The 20237-nt window shown below is 38.4% G+C and carries 16 protein-coding genes, 1 tRNA gene and 1 pseudogene; 8 read left to right on the top strand and 10 right to left on the bottom strand.

Annotation, left to right across the window (positions count from 1 at the left end):
- Positions 1-55: 55 nt before the first annotated feature.
- The 3 genes from AC6ER8_RS05110 to AC6ER8_RS05120 all read left to right on the top strand — a co-directional run bounded on the left by AC6ER8_RS05110 (position 56) and on the right by AC6ER8_RS05120 (position 2572).
- Complete coding sequence (locus tag AC6ER8_RS05110; RefSeq protein ID WP_497077681.1) at positions 56-394, top strand: P-II family nitrogen regulator; 339 nt, start codon at positions 56-58, stop codon at positions 392-394.
- A gap of 57 nt (positions 395-451) precedes the next feature.
- Positions 452-1861: a type I glutamate--ammonia ligase gene (glnA, locus tag AC6ER8_RS05115; protein ID WP_497077682.1), complete on the top strand. Its 1410-nt coding sequence runs from the start codon at positions 452-454 to the stop codon at positions 1859-1861.
- A 156-nt stretch (positions 1862-2017) separates the two neighbouring features.
- Complete coding sequence (locus AC6ER8_RS05120; protein WP_497077683.1) at positions 2018-2572, top strand: hypothetical protein; 555 nt, start codon at positions 2018-2020, stop codon at positions 2570-2572.
- A 33-nt stretch (positions 2573-2605) separates the two neighbouring features.
- Here the strand turns inward: AC6ER8_RS05120 and AC6ER8_RS05125 are convergent, their stop codons facing one another.
- Positions 2606-3403 (bottom strand): ATP12 family chaperone protein, encoded by a 798-nt coding sequence (locus AC6ER8_RS05125; protein WP_497077684.1) that lies wholly within the window; start codon positions 3401-3403, stop codon positions 2606-2608.
- 265 nt (positions 3404-3668) lie between these two features.
- Here AC6ER8_RS05125 and AC6ER8_RS05130 point away from each other — a divergent pair, with 265 nt between their 5' ends.
- From AC6ER8_RS05130 to AC6ER8_RS05140, 3 genes are all read left to right on the top strand, one after another.
- Positions 3669-3917 (top strand): hypothetical protein, encoded by a 249-nt coding sequence (locus AC6ER8_RS05130; RefSeq protein ID WP_497077685.1) that lies wholly within the window; start codon positions 3669-3671, stop codon positions 3915-3917.
- 83 nt (positions 3918-4000) lie between these two features.
- Positions 4001-4861, top strand: a complete 861-nt coding sequence (locus AC6ER8_RS05135) for a DMT family transporter (protein ID WP_497079613.1) — start codon at positions 4001-4003, stop codon at positions 4859-4861.
- Positions 4858-6123, top strand: a complete 1266-nt coding sequence (locus tag AC6ER8_RS05140; RefSeq protein ID WP_497077686.1) for an ATP-grasp domain-containing protein — start codon at positions 4858-4860, stop codon at positions 6121-6123. The genes AC6ER8_RS05135 and AC6ER8_RS05140 overlap by 4 nt, the downstream gene beginning before the upstream one ends.
- A gap of 965 nt (positions 6124-7088) precedes the next feature.
- Here the strand turns inward: AC6ER8_RS05140 and AC6ER8_RS05145 are convergent.
- The 3 genes from AC6ER8_RS05145 to AC6ER8_RS05155 form a co-directional block, all read right to left on the bottom strand.
- Positions 7089-9836 carry an autotransporter outer membrane beta-barrel domain-containing protein gene (locus AC6ER8_RS05145; protein ID WP_497077687.1) on the bottom strand — a complete coding sequence of 916 codons (2748 nt, stop codon included), beginning with the start codon at positions 9834-9836 and terminating at the stop codon, positions 7089-7091.
- Between the two features lie 969 nt (positions 9837-10805).
- Positions 10806-11255 carry a hypothetical protein gene (locus tag AC6ER8_RS05150; RefSeq protein ID WP_497077688.1) on the bottom strand — a complete coding sequence of 150 codons (450 nt, stop codon included), beginning with the start codon at positions 11253-11255 and terminating at the stop codon, positions 10806-10808.
- A gap of 163 nt (positions 11256-11418) precedes the next feature.
- A complete protein-coding gene (locus AC6ER8_RS05155; protein ID WP_497077689.1) occupies positions 11419-11820 on the bottom strand; it encodes a hypothetical protein in 402 nt (133 codons plus the stop codon).
- A gap of 865 nt (positions 11821-12685) precedes the next feature.
- On the opposite strand from AC6ER8_RS05155, the gene AC6ER8_RS05160 reads away from it, so the two are divergent.
- A tRNA-Ser gene (locus AC6ER8_RS05160) sits at positions 12686-12775 on the top strand.
- Positions 12776-12876: 101 nt separating this feature from the next.
- Here AC6ER8_RS05160 and AC6ER8_RS05165 read toward each other — a convergent pair.
- The 6 genes and pseudogenes from AC6ER8_RS05165 to AC6ER8_RS05190 all read right to left on the bottom strand — a co-directional run bounded on the left by AC6ER8_RS05165 (position 12877) and on the right by AC6ER8_RS05190 (position 18543).
- Entirely contained in the window at positions 12877-13335 is a 459-nt protein-coding gene (locus tag AC6ER8_RS05165; protein WP_497077690.1) for a hypothetical protein, read from the bottom strand.
- A 9-nt stretch (positions 13336-13344) separates the two neighbouring features.
- Positions 13345-13574, bottom strand: a pseudogene (locus AC6ER8_RS05170) (hypothetical protein).
- A 116-nt stretch (positions 13575-13690) separates the two neighbouring features.
- Positions 13691-13918 carry a hypothetical protein gene (locus tag AC6ER8_RS05175; RefSeq protein ID WP_497077691.1) on the bottom strand — a complete coding sequence of 76 codons (228 nt, stop codon included), beginning with the start codon at positions 13916-13918 and terminating at the stop codon, positions 13691-13693.
- Positions 13915-14577, bottom strand: coding sequence for a gene transfer agent endolysin BgtA (gene bgtA, locus AC6ER8_RS05180; protein ID WP_497077692.1), 663 nt, complete (start codon positions 14575-14577; stop codon positions 13915-13917). Before bgtA ends, AC6ER8_RS05175 begins: the two co-directional genes overlap by 4 nt.
- Positions 14578-14646: 69 nt before the next feature.
- Complete coding sequence (locus tag AC6ER8_RS05185) at positions 14647-14976, bottom strand: hypothetical protein (protein ID WP_497077693.1); 330 nt, start codon at positions 14974-14976, stop codon at positions 14647-14649.
- 9 nt (positions 14977-14985) lie between these two features.
- Positions 14986-18543 carry a phage major tropism determinant gene (locus AC6ER8_RS05190; protein ID WP_497077694.1) on the bottom strand — a complete coding sequence of 1186 codons (3558 nt, stop codon included), beginning with the start codon at positions 18541-18543 and terminating at the stop codon, positions 14986-14988.
- 352 nt (positions 18544-18895) lie between these two features.
- Between AC6ER8_RS05190 and AC6ER8_RS05195 the strand changes: the two genes are divergently transcribed.
- On the top strand, positions 18896-20062 hold the full coding sequence (locus tag AC6ER8_RS05195; RefSeq protein ID WP_497077695.1) for a tyrosine-type recombinase/integrase: 1167 nt from the start codon (positions 18896-18898) through the stop codon (positions 20060-20062).
- Positions 20063-20237 lie beyond the last annotated feature (175 nt).

Below are 20237 nucleotides of genomic sequence, written 5' to 3' on the forward strand. Positions count from 1 at the left end.
CAATATAATGTGATGAAGTCTAAAAAGACAAAATAACGTTGGAGATAATTTCAGCATGAAAAAAATTGAAGCCATTATAAAACCTTTCAAACTTGATGAAGTAAAAGAAGCGCTTCAAAAAATTGGACTACATGGTATTACAGTAACCGAAGCGAAAGGTTTTGGTCGTCAAAGAGAGCATACAGAACTTTATCGTGGTACAAAGTATGTTGTTGACTTTCTGCCTAAAGTAAAGATTGAAATTGTTGTATCCGATGAAAAACTAGAACAAACTGTTGATGCAATACGCAAAGCAGCACAAACAAAACATATAGGAGATGGAAAGATATTTGTTTTTTCTATTGATGATGCCATTCGTATAGGCACTGACGAAACTGGGACCGATGCTCTTTAATAAACAACGAAAAATTCACCTTTTATTACCCTCAACGCCATATTAAGGAAATTGAATATGACAACCGCATCAGATATTATCAAACAGATTGCAGACAACGAAATCCGTTTTGTTGATTTACGTTTTACTGATCCACGAGGAAAATTGCATCACATTACAATGGATATTGCAGAAATCAGCGAAGATACCTTTAGTGATGGTGTTATGTTTGATGGTTCTTCAATTGCTGGTTGGAAAACAATTAATGAATCTGACATGGTTTTAATGCCAGATCCCCAAACGGCACATATTGATCCTTTTTTTGCTCAGTCTACTTTGGTCATATTTTGTGACGTACTGGATCCTGTCTCTGGTGAATTTTATCGTAGAGATCCTCGCTCTATTGCCAAAAGAGCTGAGGTTTATATGAAATCTTTAGGTATTGGAGACACAATCAATATAGGTCCAGAAGCAGAATTTTTTATCTTTGATGACGTGCGTTATAAAACAGATCCTTACAATACAGGATTTAAACTCGATTCAAGTGAACTTCCCTCCAATGATGATACAGAATATGAAACGGGCAATCTGGGGCATCGCCCACGAATGAAGGGGGGCTACCTTCCTGTTCCACCGATTGATTCCTGCCAAGATATGCGTTCTGAAATGCTCACAGCACTCAAAGATATGGGTGTACAGGTTGAAAAACACCATCACGAAGTGGCAGCAGGCCAACATGAGTTGGGTATTCGTTTTGATACGCTCGTTCGCGAAGCTGATAAGATGCAAATTTTCAAATATGTCGTGCACCAAATAGCAAATAGTTATGGGAAAACAGCAACCTTTATGCCCAAACCAGTTTTTGGTGATAACGGCTCTGGAATGCATGTTCACATGTCCATTTGGAAAGATGGCAAACCCATTTTTGCAGGAAATGAATATGCCGGTCTCTCTGAAACCTGCTTATTTTTTATCGGTGGTGTTATTAAGCATGCAAAAGCAATCAACGCCTTCACCAATCCATCCACAAACTCTTATAAGCGTTTGGTGCCTGGTTATGAAGCTCCTGTCCTTCTAGCCTATTCGGCACGTAACCGTTCTGCATCTTGCCGTATTCCAATGAGTTCTTCGCCAAATTCAAAACGTGTAGAAGTGCGTTTTCCAGACCCAACAGCAAATCCCTATTTAGCATTTGCAGCCCTCTTAATGGCTGGTCTTGATGGCATCAAAAACAAAATTCACCCTGGCCATGCTATGGATAAGGACCTTTATGATCTTCCCTTAAAAGAACTCAAAGAAATCCCTACCGTTTCAGGAAGTCTACGCGAAGCACTTGAAGCACTCGACAAAGATCGTGGCTTTCTTAAAGCTGGCGACGTTTTTGATGATGATCAGATTAACTCCTTTATTCAAGTCAAGATGCAAGAAGTCTTGCGCTATGAAACAACACCGCATCCTGTTGAATTTGATATGTACTATTCTGTTTAAACAATTAGTATGCATTCTTTTGATTTTTAAAATGGAGGCAAAAGCCTCCATTTTTGTGGATATCCGTCTCATGCCAGAGCATAAGAGACTTTTTTTCTCATCTGCTTTTCCTTTATAATGCATTGAGTCTCTTCAAATAAATTAATAAGGTTTCTAATGCTGCGAATTTGTTTTTTCGTTTTTTTATACATGCTCTTTATCGCACCGATAACACAAGCAAGCCCCATGAAAAACCCAGTATTTCGTCTCTTTGAAGAGGAGATATTAGCTTACAGTAAAGCACTTCAAAACGCCGATGCGAATGCTATTTTAAATGCTATCCCTCCCCAAATTATCAACAGCTTAACAGCCAAAAAAAATCTTAGTCAATCACAATTTCGACAAATCATGAAAAGCCAAATAGAACGGTTGACAGAACGTTATAAAATTGAAAGCATACACATCAATCAAGAGCAAAGACGTGGAGGCGAGCTTGACAATGGCGTTCTTTATTTTGTGATACCTGTAGAGCTTGTAGCGACAACAAATTCTGGACAAAAATCTTCTATTCAAACTGAGATTATTGCGCTGCTTGATCACCCCCAATTCGGCTACCCCCACTGGTATTTCATTCATGGGAATGAAGAAGCGCTCTTAAACATCACCACTGAAGAATTTCCCGGACTTGAAAAAATTAAAATCAATCCTATAAAAATTACAAAAATGCTGTAATCAAAAAGAATGCACATCATAAAAGATTTAACCTTATAAACAAGTTCTAACAATTGTAGCAGCAGCATTAAATTCAGCTTTCTTATGCGCACGATATGCTGTTGCTTCTTTATCCGTTCCCCATTGTTCCATCGTCCAGTCTTCATCTAAATGGGCAATAGACCAAGCATGGTCCGCGTCAATTTTTCCAGCAGCAACCGCAAGCGCAATAAGTGCAGATCCCGTTAAGGTTGTCATCATATGAAGTGCAGCAAGCATATAAGGAGATTCAACATTACGCAAATAATGACTCACGGCTTGAATGGCTTCTGGCGGTTGTTCCACATGCATCAACCCTTCTGTTAAATAAAACCGCGCTCCTAGTTTTTCTTCGGCCCAATCCAATAAAGGATCCCACTGTTCACATTGCCGATGTACCAACTCTTTTGGTGTTTGTGCACGATAAAAGATCATATCACAGGCAACAAAACGCAATAGATCTTCAAAAACAATCTGCATATCATCAGCAATACCATCAATAACAGTATTAACCAGACGCGTCATAGGCATTTTGGCTGGATCAACAATGTCCTTTTGGCTCTCAAATTCTTGCGCAATGAATTCAGCAAACACTTCCGTTGGTACAAGAAAATGACGCTTTGCTGGTGTTTTAACTGGACGTTCATCCAATAAGATTGTAAAGCCCCCTTCCTCATAAGCAATCTTCACTTCCCTATAAAACCGTTTTGGATGTGGTTGACGTGAAAGATTTCGTGTCTTCTGAACAGGATCACTTTTATTCAAACTATTTTTATTCAGGGTCCTATCAAAATGATTCAAAATTTCACGCATATTGTTTTCACCTCTGATATTTAAAAAGTGTTTTTTTCAAAGCTCTATATATTTTATTTAAGGTTTAAATTGATTTATTTTCCTATCTTACAAATTTTTCTATCTGAGCAGAAGAAAAAAATCTTACCCATCGCAACCTGATTTTAAAGTATATCCTTAATATTGAACAAACAAGACAATGGTCTTGTTCATATATTTAGCAACAGCTGTTAGAATAATTTTTTAAAGAATTTATTTTTCTTATATCTTGCTTTTTGAAATACTGATGCGTAACAAAGCATTGATTGAAACGGATCAAGGTTATCTTCAATTTGATTTAAAGCGTCTTGAAGAAGTAATAGCATTGATGATAGAAGATATAGAAGCACTTGAAACGTTAGATGATGACGCTTATTTGGCAGGGGCTAAGGATTATATCCAAAATAATCTGGGAAGACTGCAAACCTTAAAGTCACGATTTAATTTTTCAACATCATATTATGCACGGCGCGTTATTGGGGAATTGAATCATTGAGTTTTTTAAAAGGACGGTTATTCTTATTTACTTTTGCCATTCTAGCATTGTTTTCTATAAGTTGGTTATTATCTAAGAATTTGGTGAGCAATATACCCGTCATGCATGCAGTTGGATTGAGGTTGTGTGCAACTGCCGCCACCTTATGGTTGATTGCAGTCTTTCGTGAAAAAGCTGTTTTCAGATCCCTCCCATTACTTTCCATGATACCTTCTTTTTTAATTCTATCAGTGTTAGGATTTTCACTGTACTTTGTCTGCAGCTTTGGAGCCTTAAAATCACTCAAAGCCAGTGATTTAACCATGGTTTTAGCCACTATTCCAGGAATAACCTATATATTGGGAACACTCACGAATAGTCTTATGTTTTCATGGTTCAAGCTTATTGGTATGATCATTGTCAGCATAGCGGCTATAGCATTCAATATAAACAGTACAGAGGGTGAATCTTATAGTCTCATAGGCATAGCTCTTACTTTAACAGCGGCGTTTTCTTACTCGACTTATGGCTTATTGTCTAAACGTTATCTTAAAAATTTACCTTTGCTCACCTCACTGGCTTGGATTACGACAATTTCTACCGCATCATTTATGCCATTATTCATTTTTGATCCTACCCCCCTCTTCTATCTTCAGTTAGAAGATATCTTTAAAATATTGATTTTAGGAACTGTTTGCTCGGCACCCGTTTATGTATTGTACCAAAAAGTTCTCGCCGAAGGGGGCGTATTATACGCCAACACGATCGGTGTATTATCTCCTTTTGCAGTGGTTGCATGTGAATGGCTCATCGGCTCAAACACTTCTCTCAATATAATCAAAATAATTGCCATGATCATGGCTGTTATAGGAATGACACTCTTATTTATAGATGCCTCAAAGGTATCTGCATGGCAACGACAACACCGTGCTAAAAATTCCAAATTTAATGAGGAAACAAAATGAAAAAACTCGCGTTAGTTTGCCAGCGCAATGCAAAACTATCCTTTATATTTGAAGCAGCACAAGCCGCTAATATCGAATTAGTCATGATCTATGATTGCGCTGAAAGCGCTCCTATTCAGCTACCTACAGCAGTTACTTCAACTTGGCAACTTCCTGTTTTTGAAAACCCAGAGGCAGCTTTAGAGACTTTTGCAGCAGGCGTAAAAGAACGCAATATTGCTGGAGTTATGACCCTTCGCGAAGAAGCCATTCTATGGACAGCTTTGGCAGCAAAAAAAATTAATACCCCAAGTATTGAGCCAAAAGTAGCGGCATTAACCCGAAACAAATATCTCATGCGTCAAACTTTTGCTAAAGCAGGGCTTAGAACACCAAGATTTTTTTATATAGATAATCCAGAAGACCTATCACAAATACATACCTTGGACTATCCATTGGTCATTAAACCCATCTCTGGATGGGCGAGTACAGGCGTAATGTTAGCTAAAAATTCCGCCGAACTTCCTGATCTCGTCAAAGCTGTATGGAATGTTCAGCATAAAGATATGGCGCGTTTTAACGATAAAAATCAACCTATAGGTTTAGTAATAGAACAGTATTTGCCAGGAAAAGAATTCGTCGTAGAATGTTTTGTTGATACAGCAGGTGTCCATGTTCTCGCCGTTGGTGACAAAGGACAACCGGAAGGTCCATGGTTTGAAGAAACAATTTATCGTCAACGCTGTGATAGAGATGATCCTCTCATGATTGCTTTATGTGAGACTGCGTGCTCTGGGGTTAAAGCTCTTGGTATCAATATGGGTGCTGCGCATGTAGAGCTCCGCCTAGATGCCAATAATTTACCTTATATCATTGAGATTGGTGCTCATATCGGTGGATCAGGTGTTTCCCATTTTATTGTGGAACAAAGTACCGGTATTTCATTTGCAAAACTCTGTATGAAGGCCGCTTTAGCTGAACAAACCCCAGACCTTCCCGATATACTCCCCGCTAAAAAAGTGGCTGCCAATTACATTATTCCTCTTCAAGGTTATGGACATTTTTGCGGTTTTTCAGGTCTCGATAAGGTTGCACAACATCCTCAAACTGCCAGAACGATAATTTTCTTTGAAACCGATCATATTGCACCACCGCCACCAGCATTTGGTGGATATCCTGGTTTTATTTTCTCTGTTCATGCCTCAGATCACGAAGCGCGCGATTACCATAAATGGCTTGATGATACCTTAAGCATCTTGTGGAAACACCATGATGATCAGTAATCCGATAAAGAATTTCTACGCAACCTCAATTTTGATATCAATCTCATCAAAACAGACGAAATCACCATGCGATTGCCTAAAACTCTGCCAACACTTCTTTTTTAAAAAATGCATATTTCAGAAACAAAGGATTGAGGGAGTCTATAACCTACTTTCCACCGCATTTTAATGGAAGCTCTTCAATATGTCCTATATTTGAAACAATAACAAAAACTTATGATCGACTTGTTTAACGTGATCAACTTCTTCGCCGCACGCCTCAAAAAAGGAAAAAGCCCCTCCCAACATCACTCTGATTTAAGAATTGTATTTCTTATTTATTGAACAAATAAGACATGGTCTTGTTCATATATTCAGCAACAGCTGCCAGAATAATTTTTTGAAGAATTTATCTCGATTGAAAAACGCAAATCTTGAATTTGATAATAGTAATTTACCCATCACCTTGCATACTCCCCATCTAAAAAAGAGAGGTATTTACACAGCTTACTCACATGTTTTTAAAATGCTCCTTACAGCATATAAAACAAAGCAAAAAATACACCTCACAAAAAATATGAACTGTGCATTTTACACATCACCCATCTTTGCTTAATAACAAAGCCCTCTAATCAGCAACCAATATCCCGTCTGCTTTTTGATATTAACATACCTCAAACAACAGTTTTTTTATAGCATAAGAGGATGAAAAATACAGCTATTAAAAAACTATAACGAATACATCTCATATATTTGTAGCCCAAACAACATAAAAACAGATCTAGAGTTTTATTGGCAATTTTGAAGCATTTGCGCTCCCTATCAACCAGATAAAAAGTTTAAAACAACGTGATCCTTTGCTATTTATTAAAACACATGGTGTCATTATCAAAAGAAGAACTAAAATGCCACATCAACAATATTTTTAATTCTCAACAAGAGAATAAGATTTTAAAAATCACATATATTATTTTTAAAAAGATTTCTTAAAAGTGATAACGCAATCCACCAGAAAGACGAACACCAGAAAAACCTGCCTTAGTTAACTTATGCTGATAGCTAAGATCACTATGAAGCGTAACTTTAGAAGAAAATTGCGCTTTAATACCCAAACCTGTTTCTAAAGAAGAACCAAAAGAACCTAACTGGAAAACATCTTTTAGATGAGCAAATTGTTTTTCACCAAAACGATGTGCAAGATGAATATTGCCATTAAAAGAAATGATACGATCTTTTTTATCTGCCGTAAATGTTTTACTTAAATACCCTCCAATACGCATCAACCATTGAGAGCTTTTTTGTATTTCAACATCAAATCCATCAATATCACGAAACTTATCAAATTGAAGATGTTGATAAATAAACTGAATCTGCGGATCAAAAATAAGACCTTCACGACCTGTTATAAACATTTTACCAGCAGACAACGAAACATTCAGAGGTTTTGCTTTTAATGTCGCCGTCTTGCCCCAAGCATGAGTAAGCACATCCCCTTTAAAAAAACCATAAGATAAAAGACCATCCGCATAAAAACCAGTGTTGTATTTCACACTACCGTATACGGTAAATGACCCTTTATTAAACGGACTCTTTTGACTTTGTTCCACACCACAAGGTTGTAAGGAAAGCTTTCCATAGGTTCCCATAATCCCTAAAGATGTGGTATTATATGCTCCCTCTATTGTTTTAAGTAAAATGTCTGTTTCGATAGCGCTATAATCAACATTCCCGTCGTACCCATATTCAAGGAGAGACAAATCTGAGACATAATGATAACTTCCACCGTAACCATAAACAGATAAAGCAAAATCTCTTTCAGCTTTTAAGGGCTTACGAGAAATAGACCGCGTAGTTTGCAACCGCTTTTGTTGATGACTGATATCCATAATCCCCACATGAAAAAAAGCATTTGGCAACAGAAGATAAGTCGGAACTTGTGGAACAACATCCCTAATCTTTAAATCAGAATGAGGACTAACCGACATTCCTAAAACAGGCTGAATATATTTACTTTCAAGGCGGAAATCCCAAAAGTCTCCCTCCCCTTCAACCAATCTGTGAGAAGTTTGTGTATTCCCAAGAGAAGAAGCTGGACCATAGGCATGAAGATAATATTGGTAAGGTAACCCCTGTAATGCAATATAAGCACGATCTAACTGAAAAGAATCCTCTGCTGCTTTTCCAGAAACCTGAATCAGTGAAATACTATGAGCATTTTCACCCGTTTCTACCTCTCCCTGATTTTCTACAATAAATTGCACATAAACCGTTGTTTTTCCAGAGACATCACCATGAATCAAAAGGCGGTCAGTCTTTTTATTATCGAGCAAACCATCACTCCTGAGATAGGTATTGAGATAAATATCTGCCCTATCTTGTGCACTATAAACTTCTTTCTCTCCCTTCCCAATATAAAGCGTCTGATACTCCTGAAACATTGGCGTTTCAAAAGCAATAAAACCATCAGAAAGTTTTACAAATGAAATAAATGAACTTGTACGATTTGTAAGGTGCAAATCTCTCCCTCTTTTTCTTGTCAAAAACCATTTTGATCCTCCTGTCAAATAAAGCTCAGCAACAGAATCATCGACAACACGAGTCCCTCCTATCAATGAAGAAGAATCGGCCAGAATCGCTATAGTCCCTCCTTTTTCAGCTGTTAATAATAAATCACCAGAAATTGTTGTGCCTTCCGTTACCGCAATATAACTGCGACTGTTCTGACTATGTATAGCCGTTCCATCTGGAACCTCAAAAGCCGTTCTTTTCAAAAAGACAAGCCCTTGTTCGCGCGCATTGCTTTTCTCCCCCATCTCAAAATGCATACCATGTTTGTTACCTCCTGCCTTAATCTTTGAATCTTCAATATTAACCCGTGAAATTAAAAAAATTTCTTCTCTGCCAACATCAGATTGTGTGTTAAAGTCTTGTCCAACTGTTAAAACATGAACATCCGTAGAGACAATATTCGTATTTTTTAAATACACAGAGCCCTGCTGTTTTACATTGAAAACTGGAGGTGCAATTTCTTCATTTTCTCTCTCTTTTGTTGTTTGACGTTTTGAAGTAATGGTAACACCATCTAAAGTTGCATTTCCCCCTCTCCCCACATAAAGCGCAGCCGCATTATTCACATCAATGGATCCCCCCTTCATTTGAATACCCGCATCAGCACTAACAAAAAGAGCACTCTTTTGACCAATACCCTGGCCTTCCACTTTAATTTTTGTACTTGTTAGCTTAATAGATCCTCCTAGCTTCTCTGCATAAGCAGCAGCCTGAGAAGCCTCAATTACTCCACGATCAATCTCAATTACTCCGCTATCAGCTTTAAGACCTATTGAAAGATTTTTAAAAGCTGAATCACTCAAGACAATTTTTCCCCCTCGTGATACAACAGCACCATAAATATCTTCTACGCCTGCAGTCCCTTCAATCTGTATACGCATTGCCTGAATAACTGTATTGGGCTCCTGTACTCCTATAGCAACCGGCAAAGTGAAAAAATTCCCCTCTCCATCCTTTAGTTTAACAGGTGCTGTGAACTTATATATTTTATCACTAATTGTATGTTTTTCACCATCACTGCATTCATAAGGTAATTTGTTTCCATCACACGATAGTGATACAAATGGGCGCGACTGTGCCGCAACGTTTATGTTTAACAAAAAAGAAAAAATAGCTGCCGTAAAAACATACAAATACAAGCGATTATTAGATACCTTGATTATCATTGCTTTTTAAAACTTTCTTTTTTCAACAAAAAATGCTGGCAAAACAATAAACTGCGAATTAAATACAATAAGAACAAAATGAGAAAGGCTATTTTATTGTTTTATGATAAATTACAACATTTAATAGTATGTTTTGTATTTTATGTAAAGAAAGAACAAAAAATTTAAAAATATCATTGAAGATAACGGTCTCTTTAAGATTTATCCCCAATACTAAGAGTATCACATAAAGCGCCAGAAAATTAATCTTTTACAATGCGAAAAAATATGAATGTTGAAGAGATATAATATTCAACTTATCTCATTTTCCAAAACGAAATTACAACAAAATGAAAATAACTTTTAAGCTTTAAATAATCAAAATATGTTAATAAAAATATCATACAATGAGATACAGTAAAATCTATAACCATATCATTTCCTCGCCCCTCCCCAAGGAAACGCGCACTGAGATATAAGCCGGTGCATATAATATCTACACCAAACTTATCAGCTCTCTAGCAAAAATTGAATAAACAAAACTTTCCTTAAATATCCCATCATCATCAATGGTTTGAATGAATTAATGAAATACATTAGGAGATATCATCTGAAAAAAGATCATAAAATGAAAAGCTATTGACACCAAAACTTCTTGCGTAATACTTTAAATATTCAAATATAAAATAAAATATAGTGAAATATTCACTACCCTAAAATTGAAAAGTAACAAAATAAAATTTCATCAAAACTAGTTCTATGAAAGTAATCCGCTTATTATCATTAAAAACAGCTATTTTAGTAAAGCTATTCTTTGCCATTTTTTATACTGAATAGATTTCTACATACTCCCCACTATCATCATCTGATAATAAAACTATTGCACACATGACAGCTAATGAATATAGCTACATTAGAGGATAAAAGAGCTCTATTTCTCTCTCTCCTCCATAGTGTTTTCATTCAATTATTTCTTTAAAGATGAGTGTTTTACTTTTTCAAAGCTTTTTTTATTTTTTGGCGTTTTTTATCATTCTCCAAACGTAACATCAAATCTCGCTCTTGTTTTGTCGAATTGGTTACACCAAAAGTATCATTATCCATAACCTGCTGATACCCTGCTATCATTAAATTGGCTAAAAATGAATCACTTCGCGGCGCTGGTGAAAAATAGATTCCCTTCGAATCTTGCAATTTGTAACGATAACCTGCTTTAGTCATACACTCATAAATTGCTGCAAACTCACTTACACGTGAATCCATATTTTCAGAAGAAGCGTAGACTGGTTTCCAGCCACATTTTGATAGTGCTTGTTGGACAACAGACTTATTAGCACCGGGCTTTTCCCATAATGCTAAAGTCGATGGGGGAGGTTTACTGATACATCCAGCAGAGCTGAATAAAATTACAGCACTCAATAATTTCAATATTTTTTTCATTTCCCCCCCCTTCAATACCTACGATAGTAAGACTGATAGGCCTGCTAATATTTTCTCATATGCAAGATGACTTCCGCTACCATACAAATATTAAAAAAACAACCCCACCCCCCATACAAATACAAAAATGTAAGATTTTTTTTGATTACAGTAGCCACAATACTTAAGGCTGACATTCAGGTTGTTCTTTGTGCTCTTCACAATGAGGACTATTCAAGCGCCTCTCTACACTTCGCTGAGGAATAACAGCATCAGGCTGACAAATTGGAAGATTTTCATATTTCTCACACCATTTCACCCTTCCCAATTTATCCTTAAAACCTGCTTGTATCATGCATGCATTCACAGTTTCCTCGGCATTGAACCTCTCATCGGTACTTTTTTCAGTATCAAGACGACCATCAAGATTTTGGATTCCGCATTCCAATAAAGCTTTTTTAATTTCCAGCTGATCTGCACCAGATTTTTCCCATGTATCTACAGCTGTTCGAGAAGGCTGTTCTGGGAGACATCCAGCCATAACAAATAGAGTTATCCCGCTTAATAATTTTATAATCTGCTTCATTTCCCTATCCTTGAATAACTTTGATATTACGAAACAACATATTAAATTATTTTATGTTCTGTTTTTTTATTTTCAAAATAATAATTAGACATTACCAATCTTTTTTATCTCTTTCCGATAAATATACCGTAAGTACTGTATCAAAAACACAATAAAATTACTACTAAAATTACATTATATCAACGTTATACTTATAATTATTATTAATGTTTTGATTATAATTTAAATAGATATTTTTATATTTTTTTCGATTGTAGTTATCATCTCTATGGATAAATAGCATTAAATGTTGGATGGCTTCTTTCCTCACAAGCTGCGAAAACACATGGATATGAGAAACGTTGACCGTTACTAGCAAGCGTAAGACACATATCCAGATGTGATCTTATATTTTTTTACAAAAATGGCTATTTAAGGACTTCTTGACATTTCTTTCTGAAATGACAGCGCTAGGATAACAAATTGGAAGGTTTTCATCTTTGAAAATTCTCACACCAATCTTCCCCATTCATCTTTATAGTAATATCGACATAAGTTATTACTTTTGCGTGAATACTTACCTTTCTGCTTTCTGAATCCTCATCTTAAGGCGTTGGTCTTTGATATTCTAACAATACCCTAGCTCAGTGAAATATGTTCCTAGCTTATCCTACAAATATAGCTTTCTTAAATAAGGTTTATCGATGTTTTCAATAGTCTACCCAGTGAGACTTAAAAAACGAGAATATTGGAGAATATACTCAAGGAATTGACTTATGAAGAATTATTTTAATTAAAATTTAAACAATTTTATAAAAAAGCCTTAGAAGGCGTATTAAAATGATTGACCTTTTGTAAGAAGTTTGTCAAAAAGCGTATCTAATTTGGAGGGGTGGCCGAGCGGTTTAAGGCACCGGTCTTGAAAACCGGCGTGCAGGAGACTGTACCGTGGGTTCGAATCCCACCCCCTCCGCCACAGCGCTTTTATCGTGCTGTAACTTATTGACTTTATAGGTGCTTTTTTAAGGTTCGGGATAAGTAAATAAGGGTTCGGGAATAGAATTTTGCAATATGCGCTCAATTATTGCGAATCAAAACTTCTTTTCGAGGAGAGGTTTGGATAATTTTAGAATGAAAAACCTTACGGTATTTTTTGTTTCCTAAATGAAGTGGAAAACTAAAACCGTTTACTTTTGCTACGAAATAAAAATCGTCAAAACTACCAGAACTATAGCATCTTGCAATATAGCAATCATCAAAATCTTCTTTAAAGAAATTAGACAAATAATAACTAATCAACGCAATACGTTGTTCAATCGCATCATTATCAAAAACATCAATCACATCCTTCTGAAAACTAATATCTGGATTCTTTACTTTATTTTTTTTACGACAATGATAGCTAGCTATGAGAAGATTATTAAAAATTTTTTGCCATTGACGATTCATTGTTGATGTTAAGAGGCAATCTTGTTCTAAGCTTGCATCTCCATTATGAGTTTTTAAAAATCTAATTCTATGTGGTATATCAAACATAGGTTTTCTCTAACTCTTGGTTATCCATTTTTTAAAGTGTGAGAAGCTATTCCCTAACGCGTCCATAAAACGAGAAAAATCGATTACAAACATAAAAACAATGAAGGCTAACCACTTGATGATACGTGACATCATCTTTAAGCCTTGATAGGTTTCTATCATCTCCTGAAGCAGCCGTTGTTCTGTTTCTGAGAGACCTCGTTCCTGATTCCTTTTTTTTCACTCATTTTGCCAACCACATAAGCGTGCTCCCTGTTGATTATGTTTCAAGATATCTCTTGCTAGATTAGAACTAATGACCTCAACATCTTTATGGTCTAAATAAATTGGCAACCAACCAACACAAGAAACAGACCTATTTGCCGCGCACCCAGCGAGACAAAGCAGAACGCACACCAGCATCAGTTTTTTGATTAACTTTATTTTCTACCTCAAAACGGGTTCTTGCTGTCTTTAAAGCATGCTCCGTTTGCTTTTGCCGTTCTGATTTCTTGCCAAGGTGAAACGCTTTGGCTAAAGCCATTAAAAAAACGGCTAAAGCCGCTAACAAAAGAGACAGATTTCTTTTGAACCAAAAAATCACAAGCGCTGTTCCTTAAACCGCTTGGCAACAATCACCAGTCCTGTACACGCAGCTAAAACCATAATCCCTGCTAATGCCCATTGGACGGGTCCATTGCCTACCAAAAAGCCTCCAAACCCTGAACAAGACCCTATAATCGGTGCAAGTGCTTCTATCTTTAAAAGACCCGTTGCCTCCTTCGTTTCTACCCTTTGATAGTTCGAAGCAACATAAGACCCCTTGGCCCAAAAACCAGCTTCTGCAGCGCGACGATTAGCCAAACCCTGTAGAGGCTTGCCGCCCACTTTATTCCATTTCTGTAACTCGAAGGGAACGGCTTCATAATCCCCCTGATTAAGCTTCTTCAACAATGTTGACTTGCAAAAAGCTTTTGTTCCTACGTTATAACAAAACGATACCAATGCCGCGAATTGGCAATCCGTTAACGAAACCGTTACCGATTCCTCTACCGTCTTCTCAAATTTCTTTAAGTCTTCACAAAGGATTTCTTCCGCTTGCTCTTGCGTAATACACATGCCTTTTTTGACAAACGGTTGACCGACATTGCTGGTGTGACCATAACCAATGGTCCAGATACATGCGACATCTCTATAAGCTTCTAAACGTAAACCTTCCCACTGTTTAATAAGCTCTAACCCTTCTTTTGAGATCTTTCTCATCTAAATCCTCCATAAAAAAAGCCCCACAAACGTGGAGCTGGATAAACATAATGTACGATTATTATGACTTCAGTCTTTGTTCTCTTTGATCAACTGTTCTACTTCTTCAACACCAAAGCCAAGTTGAAAAAGCGGCGCATATTCGCTTTCCTGTAATTCATACTGACAACGCTTTTCTACAAAATCATCGGTTGAATCAGACGGAATTTCGGTTGTTACACAAACCCTGTGTGTATCATCTTCTAGCCCCTCTTCTCCTTCACTAAGCTCTTTGATAAAGACCCAATAAAAACGCGTTGCTAAAAGCATCTCTAGCCGTCTTACCGTTTCAGCCTTATCAAATTCAAGCATATTAAGATAATCTTGCTTCGTATTTAAATGCTCTGGATAATCTATCATCTCTCACTCCTAAACAAAATGACGCAGGCGGCTACAACCGCGCGCGCCTATTTTGTCATCCTTGAAACCACGTGTATACTGACCATTGCGATAAGAAGGACCATTATACGAACCTTGTTGCCAACTTCCTCCACCTACCAACACATTCATGGTAGTTTTCAAACTTGCCCCACCTGAAGCTGCTTGCATGGGAAAAGTCTCTGACAAATATTGCCAAACATAACCGCAACCATCCTCACACCCTATATGAGAAATCATACGACGATTTTCCGTATCCCTATGTCCTCCTGAATTTTTAGGACTAGGGGCTTTATTGCCTGCTATACTTGTTTTCTCATTACTGCCATACAGTGCCGTGATAAACTCCTTATCGCTTAATAAAGATTTCTTTACACGCATCATATCTGTTGTATGCTCTGTATAGATACGACCCGTTGTGATTGGAACATTATACGCCGATTTTGTATTTTTACCCGTACCTGATTGAAGATAAATATCAACCAAAAGATCTTGAGAAGGGTCATAGACCATTCCCTCTGGTGAACTATAAGGGCGGTGATTAAGACACCATACAGAATTCGGTAAAATATCCCCTGCTTTATAACCCGATAAAGGATGATCATAAATCGTACCAACATCCGCACAAAGCGTATGAAGCCTTCCTATCTTGCGGTACTTACTAAAGATGTAATCCCTTGGATAGCTAGAGTTGTCTGAGACAACAATTTTATGAGAATCTCCCTCCGGTACCAAATAAAGATAATAATCCTTGCCCGCCGAAAGAGACGACACGTCTATTCTCTCATCTGTCGTATAATTTATAACCAAAATATCATGGGTTCGTGGCAAAGTGAGATAGGTGCCTTTTTTCACGGTTAATTGCGCTTTGTCCGTCGCAACAAGAAATGGGGTGGGAATTGATAAAACCGTTAAATTAGACTGTTGCAGAAGAGTGGTTACCTTTTCTGCGAAACTTTTTGCTTGTGCGGCTACTGTAGTGACGACTGTTTCGGCTGTTGTTTTGGCTTCTTCTGCTGTCCTTTTCGCTTTATCGGCTGTTTCTTTAGCTTTAGTGGCTTCACTCTTGGCTTGATAAGCTTGTGAATCTGCTGCCTCAGCTTTTTTCTTAGCTTCTTCTGAATACATCCGCGCTAAACTTACGGGAGCTTTAAAATTATCAACAACCTGATTGATATCTATAACCCTACTCCGTGTAGACGAGGCTATTTGCTCTGCATTTTCTGCTATTGACCGCGCCTGTCCCGCATCATGTTTCGCATAAGAAGCTTGATCTTTGGCTTCCTTCGATATTTTTTGTGCCTCGTCTGCTTCTTTCTCCAAAGACACAGCTTTTTTACCAGCTTCTTCTGCTGCCTTCTTTGCTTCTGATGCTATATATTTTGCACTCTCTGCTATTTCCTTAGCTTTTTCTATTTCATTCTTCGCTTCATACGCTCGGTCATCAGCTTTATTCGCTATTTTCTTAGCTTCTTCGGCAGCTCTCTCTGCCAAGCTGGATTTTACCTTCGCGCTATCTGCTGCTTCCTTTGCGTCACTTGCTTTGTTGGAAGCTCCATACGCTATGTTTTTTGCCTTTTCCACCTCACTACGGGCTTGCTCTGCATCATGTTTCGCATAACCTGCTGTCTGCTTGGCTTCTTTAGCTAATTTTTCCGCTTCCTCCGCTACTGTCTCTACCTGTGATGCCTTCTTTTGTGCACCATCGGCAACCTTCTTTGCCTCCTCTGCTAAACTCTTAACCGCTTCTACACTCTCTTGACCTGATGTCTCTCCTGAACGCGTTGCTGCTTCTGCCGCTGCTTTCGCCTCATTGGCTATTTTTGTTGCTTCCTCTACACCCTGTTGAGCCTGATCAGCTTTCGTATTTGCATTATCCGCCGCGCTTTTTGCTTCTAAAGCTGCTACTTTGGCTTTACTTGCCTCCTCTTTAGCTTCTTCTGAGAGGCTCTTCGCAGAGGTTGCTGTTTGATTTGCCTCATCACTCGTCTCTTTTGCTTCATTCGCAACACTCTCTACGCTTTCCGCTTTAGCCTTTGCCTCTTCCGCTAGTATCTTGGCTTCTCCAGACTTCGTCAACGCTTCTGAAGTTTGCTGGCTTACCTCATCTCCTTTCTGCTTGGCTGTCGTCGCTGTCGATAATGCCGTGTCTGCAATTCCTTTGACTTCTCCTAGCGTTTGTTTAGCTTCCTCCGCAATCACCTTGGCATCATTGGCTGTATTAGACGCCGTATCCGCCGTTGTTTTCGCTGTATTGGCTTCTCTTAAGGCTTGCTCTGCTGTCTTTTGCACCTCTGTAGAGGCTGTCGTCGCTTTTTCTGCTAAAACCTTAACTTCTTCAACAATCCCCTTTACATCATTGACTGATGTAAGCGCATTTGTGGAGGTATTTTTAGCTTCTGTTGCGAGCTGTTTGGCTTTTTCACAAACACTCTCTACTTCCTCAACTTTCTTCTGAACTTCTTCTGCTAAACTTTTAGACGCTTCACTCCCTTCACGAACCGCTTGTCTATCGGCTTGTAAGGCTTGCTCTGCTGCTAACTTCGCTTCATTGGCTATTCGAGAGGCTTCTGATGCCTCTTGTTGAGCCTCTTCCGCTTTCGACGTCGCTTCGCCGGCTATCTTTTTCGCTTCTCCTGAAAGAGTTTTTGATCCCTCTGCTGCCTCCTTGGCCGCTCTTGCATCGCTTAAAGCTGTCTCTACTGACTTTTCTACTTGGGAGACTGTTTTTGTGAGTTCTGTGACTGAAAATGTCGCCCGCTCCGATAACCCTTTGACCTCTTCCGCTATATCCTTAGCATCATCGGCTGTCTGTTTGGCTCCATCTGCCTTAAGACTGGCTTGGGTCGCTACAGTCTTGACTTCATTACACGTCGCTACCGCTGTCGCGGCTACTTGCGTTGTCTCTGTAGCTGTTTGTGAAGCTTCTCTCGCTGTTTGTTCTGCGCGTTCAGCAATCGACTTCGATTCATCGGCCAACCTCTTGGCTTCTGTCGAGACATTCACTGCACTATCACTTGCCTGCTTGACCTCTGAAAAACTTTCCAATGCTGTTGCCAATGAACCTTTCGTACCACTGATTTCCCCAGAGGCTCTATCAACAGACGTCTTTAAGGTTTCTGCTATTTGCTTCACCGCATCTGATGCATTCTTCGCTTCTTCGGCTAAGCCCTTGGCATCATCAGCTGTCTGTTTCGCTATATTCGCCGCTGTCGTTGCTGTTGTAACCGCTTCTTTTGCCTCAGTAGAGGTCATAAGCGCTGTACCAACCTTCTCAACCGTTTTTGTCACTTCTGTAAGCGCTTGTTCCGATACCCGCTTTGATTCTTCTGCAACCTGTTGCGCACTATTTGCGCGTGCCATGGCTTTTTCTGCTTCTTGCCTTGCATTAACAACCTGTTCTAACGGCGCAAAGGTTTCATAAGAATACAAAGAGGCTGTCCCTAACAATTTCGGGACAACGACACTATCTTGCGAAGTGCCTTCTCTAATTTCCTCTTTCGTCGCTACCGGTATCAAATATTCATGACTATGATCTGGTATCTTCATATGCTTTCCTCCTTACACCCTCTAGAGTACTTCATCCAATGAACACTCTTTCAAATCTTCAACATCTTCTCTCAAGGATTCTAAGCGTTTCTCTAGCTCTTTTAGAGAACCATCAAACTCTGCCTTCAACGCTGTTTTTATTAAATCAAAAACGCAATTAAGCGGCGCATGCACAAGGCAACACATTGATTTATAATGATAATTTAGCGTTATTCATATTGAATTAGACTCTCGAATAACGTAAGATTCTCTCATTTCAAATCTGTTTATGTTGCATCAATCAAAATCACTCATTTGCACATCACAAGCGGGGCTGGTGTATGGGTAAAATTTATACAAGAAAGGACTAAAAATGCCTCTTATGAACCGTCTTAATACAAGATCTGTCGCAACATTGGGGGCTGGCAAATATAATGATGGTGCTGACTTGCTTCTTCATAAGCGTAAAGATGGGGGTGCTCAATGGCTTTATCGTTACACCATTCACGGTCGGCGTCGTGAAATGGGATTGGGTGCCTTAAGACATGTCTCTTTAAAACAAGCACGTGAATTGGCAAACCAATGGCGTTCTGTTTTACATGAGGGTCGTGACCCCATTAAAGAACGCGATAAACAAAAGCGTGAAGCAATAAGCAATCTCCATTATTTAAAAGATATTGCACTAGATGCTTTTGAAAGTCGTAAAGCTGAATTAAAAGGTGACGGCAAGGCTGGAAATTGGTTTGCACCTTTGCGGCTTTACATTCTCCCTAAATTAGGTTGCCTGCCCGTTTCAGAAATTACACAAACAGAAATACGCAATACGCTTGCCCCTATCTGGCATACAAAAGCTGTAACAGCAAGAAAAGCACTGAATCGTCTTAATCTTTGTCTCAAATATGCGGCTGCATTAGGATTGAATGTTGATTTACAAGCAACAGAAAAAGCACGCGCGCTCTTAGGTAAACAACGTCATAAAACGCAAAATTTACCTGCCATGGATTGGAAAGATGTTCCTTCTTTTTATAAAACACTTTGCCAAAAAACAACCCTAACACAACTGGCTTTGCGTTTGCTTATTTTGACAGGCGTTCGTACTTTTCCTTTACGTCATATTCATAAAGATCAAATTGAAGATGATATATGGACTATCCCTGCTGAGAATATGAAAGGAAAGCTTGATACAACAAAAGAATTTCGTGTGCCTTTATCATCAGAAGCATTAGACATTTTGAAACAAGCGCGTTTGCTTTCTCGCAATGATTTCTTTTTTTCTGCAACCGGTCGGGGTCCTCTTGGTGAGAATTGCATGTCACACTATATGCAACAGATTGGAATTGAAGCACGTCCCCATGGATTTCGCTCTAGTTTACGCGATTGGCTTGCTGAAACAACCGATGCCCCCTATGAGGTTGCTGAAACTATTCTAAGTCATACGGTCGGAGGGCAAGTAGAGCGTGCCTATCGTCGTACTGATTATTTAGAACAGCGCCGTGTCTATATGGATAAATGGGCGGCTTATGTTACAGGGCAATCTTAAGATATGGGGTGCAATACCCCATTATCTGTGGATAACTTTCTCTCTCTGTTCTCTCATTCTTTCTCAATTAAACTCATAAATTATCACATGAGAAAATGTATAATAAAATATTGTTTTCTATGAATAAAATACCTTCAAAAATGAACCAAAATGTGCTTAATAAATGGGCATAATT

It is taken from the genome of Bartonella sp. SL320 (assembly GCF_059687635.1).